At 30.0% G+C, this 5,004-nt stretch carries 5 protein-coding genes; all 5 read left to right on the forward strand.

What is annotated here, in order from left to right:
• The coding region (locus CQA53_RS10060; protein WP_342767980.1) for a hypothetical protein at window positions 1-844 on the forward strand (844 nt) is incomplete at its 5' end.
• A gap of 10 nt (window positions 845-854) precedes the next feature.
• Window positions 855-1,046 carry a hypothetical protein gene (locus tag CQA53_RS10065; RefSeq protein WP_115543845.1) on the forward strand — a complete coding sequence of 64 codons (192 nt, stop codon included), beginning with the start codon at window positions 855-857 and terminating at the stop codon, window positions 1,044-1,046.
• Between the two features lie 10 nt (window positions 1,047-1,056).
• Window positions 1,057-1,878 (forward strand): hypothetical protein, encoded by an 822-nt coding sequence (locus CQA53_RS10070; protein ID WP_115543846.1) that lies wholly within the window; start codon window positions 1,057-1,059, stop codon window positions 1,876-1,878.
• A complete protein-coding gene (locus CQA53_RS13375) occupies window positions 1,871-4,219 on the forward strand; it encodes a hypothetical protein (protein WP_245945877.1) in 2,349 nt (782 codons plus the stop codon). Before CQA53_RS10070 ends, CQA53_RS13375 begins: the two co-directional genes overlap by 8 nt.
• Window positions 4,206-4,874, forward strand: a complete 669-nt coding sequence (locus CQA53_RS10080; RefSeq protein ID WP_115543847.1) for a hypothetical protein — start codon at window positions 4,206-4,208, stop codon at window positions 4,872-4,874. The genes CQA53_RS13375 and CQA53_RS10080 overlap by 14 nt, the downstream gene beginning before the upstream one ends.
• Window positions 4,875-5,004 lie beyond the last annotated feature (130 nt).

Genomic DNA, 5,004 nt, shown 5'->3' on the forward strand with positions numbered 1-5,004 from the left:
TACAGATTCTAAAGGAGCGATGATGAAGCAAGATTCTCATAAAACTACTAAAAGGTTTGACCCATTACTATTTAATGGCTTGGGAAGTGAGAGGGAGCGGTGGTGGAATAATACACTATATTCAATAATTAGTATTTGTGGGGCATTTTTTACACATATAGGAATCTATCTTTTATATGGAATCAGCGTTAAATGGTATTATCAAAATTGGTTTCTTATATCTTATGTTATCATTATGTTTATTTTTATCATATTTTTCGCTATTTGGTGCTATGTGCATATTTTAATGTTTAAGCATACAAGGAAAAATAAACATATTGACAAAAGTAATCCATTGCTTATCTGTGAATATAAAGGAAGTTTTAAAAATTATTGTGTGTGGATTTTAGGGTTTATGGTAATATTTATTTGGTATGTGCCTCTTATTTTTTTAACTATCTTAATACAGCCATTTATTGCATCTATATTGTTGCATTTATATATTAGCAAACCATTTTTGCTTAAAAGGATTCTATTGTTTGAAGATTGTGTTGTGCTAGAGTATAGAATCTTTGGAAATATGAAACTTAGTAGAGAAAACTTGGCATTAATGGCTATACCAACACCATTAAAAAACTTAGCATTTGTGAGACCGCAATTTTTTACCCAAGACAAGTATCCACATATAATGGCTAATTTCTGCACCCGCTTTAATCCTTTTGGAATGAGTAATATTGAACAACTAAGAAACGAACTAGATTCTAAAATTGGCTTTAGTGCTTATAAAATGACAAAAGATAAATGGGTAATCAGTAATGATTTGGGTTTGAAAAATTTTTTTAATTGCTTAAAAATTTATTTATAGGAAATAACCAATGAATAAAATATATGGCATTTCTGTCATCTGTATCCCGAACGATAGGCTTGAAACTGATGAATATGGTGAGGAATTTTATCCTTGTATGAATGAAGAAGAATTACAAAGGATAGAAAAAGAAAAGGATAAAAATACTTTAACAAACTATCTTTTAAATACTCTAAGTATGATAGAAAAATACAGATTCTAAAGGAGCGATGATGAAGCAAGATTCTTATAAAACTACTAAAAGGTTTGACCCATTATTATTTAATGGCTTGGGGAGTGAGAGAGATAGGAAGTGGAATCATATTTTGTATTCTGTAATGTTTGATATTGGTGCAATATTGATAGCAATGAGTATATATTTGCTATATGGTATTCTTTCAGAATGGTATGATAATAGTCTTATATTTTTCATCTCTTATTTTGTTATTACATTTATTTTTGCTATGTATTGTGTTCTATGGCTATATATCCATATTCTACTCTTTAAAAATGGTTTAGCAAACAAACACATAAATAAAAATAATCCTATTTTAGTTTGCAAATATCAAGGAAGCTTTAAAAATTATTGTGTATGGACCCTAGGTTTTTTATACATTTTTATTATATATTCTATTGCGATTGTTTTATCAGTGTTTGCACCGACATTTGTTATTATCGTGTTGTTTCATATTTTTATGAGCAAACCCTTTTTATTAAAGAGAATTTTATTATTTAAAGAATATGTTATTTTAGAATACAAAATATTTGGAAATATCAAGCTTAGTAGGGAGGGATTGGCATTGATAACTTTACCCAGACGCAATCATGGATTAAGCATCTCCCCCCTTGCATTTGTGCGACCTGTATTTTTTAATAACAAATATGTAATACCTTATTTTTGCATTCGCTTCAACCCCTTTGGAATGAGCAATGTGAATACACTAATGCAAGAATTAGATTCTCAAAGAGGATATAATGCAGAAAAAATTATTGCAATAAATCAAAGACCATATATTGGCTTAAAAAGAGTGGTTGTGAAAGCAAATGATGAATAAATTATATGGCATTTCTATCATCTGTATCCCGAGCGATAGGCTTGAAACTAATGAATATGGTGAGGAATTTTATCCTTGTATGAGTGAAGAAGAATTACAAAGGATAGAAAAAGAAAAGGATAGAAATGCTTTAACAACTTATCTTTTAAATACTCTAAGTATGATGGATTCTACTATTAGTGCAATAGCAACAAGTATAGAAAAAGGACTGCCTATTCAAGTAAAGATTCTATTCACTATCAAAGACGCCATAAAAGGCTCTGTGTTGAATATGGGTAATGAGGAATTAAGTGTAAATGAAAAGATAACAATAGGAGGAGTTACAATAGCAATAGGAGTAGCAACAATTTATTTTGAACTTGGCATTATCGCCAGTCTTATAATCTCTTATCTTACCACTTGGTTTTTAACTCGTATTTATATACTACTAAGAGACACAACCCTATACCTTTGGCAAGATATGAAAGACTTAGCAAATGATACTTGGAAACGCACAATATCTCTTATAGAATCTGATACAAGAAGTTTAGAGGATATAAAAGAAAGTTTAACAAATAAAGTAGCAGATGAGATATTACAACTTCAAGATGTCCCTCAAAAAGCCTTTAAGAAAAATATATCAAGCCAGGATTATGATAATCTTATCTCACTTTTATGTGAGGCAAACTCTAATCATAGCGATATTCATCGTTATTTAGAATGCTCTGCTTGTATATCTTATGCACTAGAATCTACTAAGAATAAAGAATTTGAGGAGATAGATACCCCGCTTCACACCAGCTCAAATACACTTCAATTAAGCTTTGAAGCCCAATGTATCAATCACAAAGATGAAGCTTTAATAAATAAAGAAATCTATGTCTTTAGTCTTGATATAAATCACTTTGTAGATAGAGCTATAAGCGATAATAAAGGTATAGCTAGATTTGAAAATATTTTAGTTAAAGATAATGGCACTAGCTCACAAGTGTATTTTGTATTAAAACAATTAGGATTTGATGAAGAGCAAAGTGTTGCACATACCCTTATATCTCCTAGAATCACTATAAATCCTAATGAAAAGAAAAATAAACACATATCAAATACAAAGCAAAAGCTTCACTTTGCAAGAAATATACCACAATATATACAAAACAACGATAGTATAAAGCCAAATATCAAAGTTATCTCTATTGAATGCAAGAATATCAAACAATCTCATACAGATAACACCAATATCCATAATACAAACATAGAATCTAATCATACAAACAATACTATAGAATCCATCACACTTCAAGCACAATATGCTATAAAAGATTCTCAAAAGAAATATATCAAAGGTGATGAGCAAACTTATTTAAGAGATTCTATACAAAAGCATAAGCATAAGACGAAATGGGGATATATCGTATTTGACAAAGATGAAGATATAAAGCAAACCTTAAATAAGCTCAATCAAACCCAACCATTAATCTACTCAAAGAGATTTAAGGAATTAGAGCATATAAAAGGAGATATTGTAACCATACCCTATAAACAAGAATGGCAAGATAAACAAGTAAGATTCTTTGCTTATCTATGGAGAGCACATAAAGATGTGGGGTGGGATATGGAGATAGAGGAGCAAATCCCTCCTAATGTCATCAGGATAGAGACACAAGATGATAGTGGAGAGTTTATAGAGATAGTATTACCAGATAATGACAATGGTAGCACAAAATATAGTTACGATAATACAAATAACAACAATGATGATGAACTCAATACTTTACTCAATGAAGCAAAAGATATTTTATATGAAATATCACCATTAAGCTCTCTACAATCAGCCTATGAAAACTTAAGTGCTAATGAGTATAAAGAAGCTTTAGGAAATGCCATCACAATACTACCACAAGCAAAAGTATTGAAATCTGAAAAGATAATTGCTAAAGCTAAAAACATATATTCTAAAATAGAACAAATTATTGATAAAAACAAGAATAAAAAAGATGTAAAGAGATTAAAGACATCTAAGTATGCTACTAAGCAAGAAGTGATAGATGTCTTAAAAAAGAAATATAAACTTAAGACTTCTAAAGAGTTAAATGATATGGGTTATAAACAATTTCATAAAAATAAAAATGTCTATATGGCTAAAGACAACAAGCAAATAAAAGAGATTTGGAAGGATATTACAGAAGGAGCAGAAGTGTTAGAAGATGCAATAAACACTAAAACAGGAGAAAAGATACCAATGAGAAAACTTAGTGATGGCACAATACTAAAACTAAGAAAGAAATCTGATTCTGGTGGTTCAACCATAGAAATAGGTAATAAAAAAATCCACAACAAGGCAAAAGAAGATGGCGATTGGTAAAGTTATAAGTAAAAATGTTGTATTGTTTCCTGATTTTGATGATTTTGAATATGGGAAAGATGATGAGTTTTGGGAAATGGAATTATTTTTACAAATCCAAAATATCACAAAAACTGATATTTTAGAGTATTTTGAGTATATCGCTTTGGGTAGGGTATACAGAGGTGAATGTGATTCTCACTTTGTGCCTATACATTATTTAAATATAAATAATGAAATAACAGACAACGACCCTATTCCCACCTACATTAGCGAATACATAAACATTGTAGGACAACTCTTCCTAGCTGGATATATAGAATTTGGAATGTGCGTATTTCAAGGAGAAGATGATCTACTCTCAAAACAAAAAGACCAATATCAAGCTTGGATATATTTTAGGGATAATTTCTTTTATACCGAAGCGTATAATAGAGATATGATAGACCTTAGAGAAAAATACCCAAATATGAGTGATGATGATTATTTGCATTCTAATTGGGATACACCACAATATTGGGATATGTATCGTTTTTGGGTTGCAAGAACAGAAAAAGGCACAAAATACTTCGATGAGATTCTCTGCCCTAGATTCTATAAGAAATACAAAGACTTAGAAGTAGAGATAGATGATAAAGGGAATATTGTGCGTTGGATTGGAGAGATAAATAGGTAGGTAGATGAATCCCAAGTGGGAGATATGATGCAGAGTGGCATAAATCTTATAAATATGATAAGGAGGAGAAGAAATATATAGAAACTAAAAACTTCGCAAACAATACCCTAAATTTATATAATGACTTTGT

It is taken from the genome of Helicobacter didelphidarum (genome assembly GCF_003364195.1).
GTDB classification, from domain to species: domain Bacteria; phylum Campylobacterota; class Campylobacteria; order Campylobacterales; family Helicobacteraceae; genus Helicobacter_A; species Helicobacter_A didelphidarum.

Excerpts from the sequence above, each read along its gene's own strand:
- CQA53_RS10070 (WP_115543846.1), top strand. The coding sequence starts at position 1,057 with ATGAAGCAAGATTCTTATAAAACTACTAAAAGGTTTGACCCATTATTA.
- CQA53_RS13375 (WP_245945877.1), top strand. The coding sequence starts at position 1,871 with ATGAATAAATTATATGGCATTTCTATCATCTGTATCCCGAGCGATAGG.
- CQA53_RS10080 (WP_115543847.1), top strand. The coding sequence starts at position 4,206 with ATGGCGATTGGTAAAGTTATAAGTAAAAATGTTGTATTGTTTCCTGAT.
- CQA53_RS10065 (WP_115543845.1), top strand. The coding sequence starts at position 855 with ATGAATAAAATATATGGCATTTCTGTCATCTGTATCCCGAACGATAGG.